Source organism: Bradyrhizobium sp. (assembly GCF_016462955.1).
In the GTDB taxonomy this organism is placed as follows: Bacteria; Pseudomonadota; Alphaproteobacteria; order Rhizobiales; family Xanthobacteraceae; genus Bradyrhizobium.
In genome coordinates this window covers 1-3,322 of the sequence record NZ_JAEMSD010000131.1, presented here as the reverse complement: position 1 = coordinate 3,322, position 3,322 = coordinate 1, and the positions used below count along the sequence as shown (strand labels likewise).

Sequence of the window (3,322 nt, the reverse complement as noted above, 5' to 3'; positions counted from 1 at the left end):
CTTGAGGGTCGCGAGTGCCTCGGCCCGGTAGTGCGCCTTTGGAATGGACCAGAAGCTTTCGACTTTCGTGTCGGAGGGAAGCGTGGCGTAGCGCGCGAAATTGTGAGGTTGCAGGATGCCGTCGTCGATGAGGGCCGCGGGTCCCCGTCCGGACCTGGCGAGATGAACTGCGAGTTTGGATCCGATGCTTCCGCAGCCGAGGAGCGTCCACGGACGCAGCGCCTGCCCGTCGTCGCCCGCAGCGCGTCGCAGCAATTCGGGTGATATCTCATCTCGGTGCGTGGCGGTCCTGACCAGCTTGCCGCTGCCTGACGAGAGCGCCTCGCCGCCGCGCAATTCCACGACGTAGGGGCATATCTCGATCGGCGAAGTCGTGCCGATCACCTCGAACGGGCGTCGCGCCAACAGAATGACGGCTATCGGCTGCTTCTCCTTCAATTTCGATTGCGAAACCCGCTCCTGCAGGATTCCGAGCTTCGGCTCCAGGAATTCGCGGCAGCCTAGTTCGGCCGCCCGCTTCAAGAGCTCGTCAATCGTCGTGACCGTTTCCGGAAGATAGCGATCCGCCACGAACGGCCGACCGGTCGGGAGTTTACCGGACCACGCGATCAGTGCGTGAGCGTTGCCGGTTTGCCCGTCATCGCCGACAGGCGCATATCGCCATTCGCCGGCGAACCGCGGCCCCAGCGGTACCGGAGCGGCGCGCGGGATGCCGATCCGGTAGGTAGACAAAGTTGCTTCGCGGTAAGCGTAGTACCACGCCGGGAAGACCGAGCAGCCGCCCTCTCTGGTGGGCAGACCCGTCAACCAGGTCGGATCCGCGACGATCACGTCGTCGATCCCGTCACGCCGCACCGGCTCCCAGCCGTGCTCCGGATCGATCAGCTGCGCCATCGCAGCCTTGTCCAGCCAGTCGACCAGTTGCTCGAAAAGGCCACCTATTCCGCGAACGCGCAGAACCTCACGCGGCGAACCGGCGACGAGACACGGTTCAGGTGGACCGCCATTCCTCGAGGGCTGAATGTGCGGATGACTGCGATTGAAGTCCGTGCGGAGGCGGATAAGCGGCGCCCTCAAGGGATATCCTGCCGTGAAGATGAACGTCACGGGCTCGACCGCGCGGACGCCCGACGGGCTCTCGCCCGCAGCCCTCCATGCGTTCGGGAGTTCGGTCCGGATCTCCACGATGGCCCGGATGGCGTCGTTTCCTTCGATCCGTTCGGCGGTCACCCGTTCGACGGACGGGTGAGCCTCGATCAGGCGCAGCGCCCGTCGGACGGGTATGGGAATGTCGTCTGCCGCGGAGATCGCCGCCATATCGGCTCATCCGTGGGCGAGCGGCTGGCTTCCGATACCGGTGCCGGCGGCGACGCTGACGGCGACCGCAGCGCGCTTGACGCGCGGTCCGGCCGAAGTGACCTCGATCGCCAGCGGATCGTCGCCCGGACTGTCGGCGACGCACTTGAATTCGCCCTTCACGGGATCGAGGATATCGATGTATTCGCGCTTCGCACGGATGCACGGCGGATCGTTCTTGTCGTCCTTGATGGTCTTGCTGCTGGCCACGATCAGCGCGCCATCCAGCGGTTGCCCGAGGGCGCTCCGGGCGGGCTCGGACACCTTGGCTTTCTCGCCCTTTTCGGACCAGCTATCGTAGGAAAGGCTGTGCCACGAACAGTGGTGCGGAGCGATCAGAACGTCGTACTGCAGACGCTCGGGCCACTTCTTGTTGCGCTCCCAGATGCGGTCCCAGATCGCGACCTCGGCGTCGCCGCCGAGAAGGAAGCGCCCGCGGGTGACCTTGGACACCTTCAGGTCCAGACGCATGATGACGCTGGAGTTGTTCTTCGTCAGAACCTCCTCCTCCGCTTCGTCGTCGGCAGGCATCGGCGCCAGCAGCCGCGCCTCGAAGGAAGTGTCCTGAACGCCGCAGATCTTCGAGAACACCTCGTCGACCTTCACCAGGATTTCCGTCAGGTCATCGGTCTTGCCGTCGACGTCCTCGCCCAGGATCAGGATGCGGTTGCCGTCCTCGGCGGTCCGTTCCTTTTTGAACCTGTTGGCGCGGCGGCGGGCCTCGTCGCGCCAAGCCTCGGCGTCGGCGCAAAGGACGTGATCCTCATCCTTCGCCTTCGCCCGGCGGAACACGATCGGCGAGGACCACATTTCACGGATGATGATCTTGTCGTCGGCCTTCACCCAGGTCGACGGGTCGCCGAGATGGAAGTGCTTGACCAGGCCCCGGATGTGATCGGCGTCCGGATGGGTGTTCAGGAAGCCATCGACGAACAGCCTCCCCTTATCGTCCCGATCGAGCTTGTTCCGGATCTGTTTCCCGACGTTGGGGGTGTCGTCGTCCTCGTCGTCGGCCGCCTCCCGGATGTTGATGTCGGTCAGGATCCGACGACCGGACTCGGTCTCGAACAACACCATGTCGCCGTTGTCGACTTTGAAAAGTGATGCTTTAACTACCATTCCCATCCCCCTGATTCAACGATCGAAAGATCGGTCGCGGCTCCTTGACCGATTGCAGATCGGACGGGCGCACTTAAGAAGATATGATGGCAATTTGGCCACGCAAGATGTGCTACCAGATTAATTTTATCACGCTATATATATGATATTGTTCAAGTTTTAATCATCTGGAACCAGCTTTGTTCACTCGGTGTTCTTGGTTTTTCAGCCGACAAGCGGCATGATCGGGGAACTAGGATTGCTCCGGGTGGAGATCGTCCTCGCAGCGGATGGACAGGTTCAGGATGAGCAAGAATATCGTCGTCTACTCCGACGGAACCGGCCAAGACGGCGGGGCGCGTCCGGAGCAGCGCATCAGCAATATCTTCAAAATGTACCGTGTGAGCCGCGACCATGCGGACACGGCCATTGATCCGTCCAAGCAAGTGGTCTTCTACGACGCCGGCCTTGGGACGGATATCGGCGCGACCGCCCTCACCGCTCCGGTACGCTTTGTCCAGAAGATGCTCGGGTCCATCGCGGGCGACGGCATCAAGCGCAACATCGCCGACTGCTACGAATTCGTCGTCAACCACTACGAAGACGGTGACCGGATATTCCTCTTCGGGTTCAGCCGGGGCGCCTACACCGTCCGAAGCCTGGCGAACCTGCTGATGCTTTGCGGCGTCCCCACAAAGACGCCGGCCGGCCCATTGATGCGCTACCGCAAGGCCGTGAAGGACATCGCTTGGGAGGCCGTGGATACCGTGCTGGAACACGGCGCTGGCCACCCGCGGGAGCAGTTCGAGCCTCTCCGCCTCGAACTGGCGCGGCGATTTCAGACCAAGTACGGCTCCGGCGACGGCTC

2 protein-coding genes and 1 pseudogene are annotated in these 3,322 nt (G+C 62.8%); 1 reads left to right on the top strand and 2 read right to left on the bottom strand.

Features of this window, described 5'->3' with window-relative positions:
• Together JHD07_RS15755 and JHD07_RS15750 are read right to left on the bottom strand one after the other, a co-directional pair.
• Window positions 1–1,317: pseudogene (locus JHD07_RS15755) on the bottom strand (hypothetical protein); the annotation flags it as partial.
• A gap of 6 nt (window positions 1,318–1,323) precedes the next feature.
• Complete coding sequence (locus JHD07_RS15750; RefSeq protein ID WP_028136425.1) at window positions 1,324–2,475, bottom strand: hypothetical protein; 1,152 nt, start codon at window positions 2,473–2,475, stop codon at window positions 1,324–1,326.
• Window positions 2,476–2,759: 284 nt separating this feature from the next.
• On the opposite strand from JHD07_RS15750, the gene JHD07_RS15745 reads away from it, so the two are divergent.
• The coding region (locus JHD07_RS15745; protein WP_291623762.1) for a DUF2235 domain-containing protein at window positions 2,760–3,322 on the top strand (563 nt) is incomplete at its 3' end.

Bases quoted from the DNA above. Each gene is read 5' to 3' on its own strand.
- JHD07_RS15750 (WP_028136425.1), bottom strand. From the start codon at position 2,475: ATGGTAGTTAAAGCATCACTTTTCAAAGTCGACAACGGCGACATGGTG.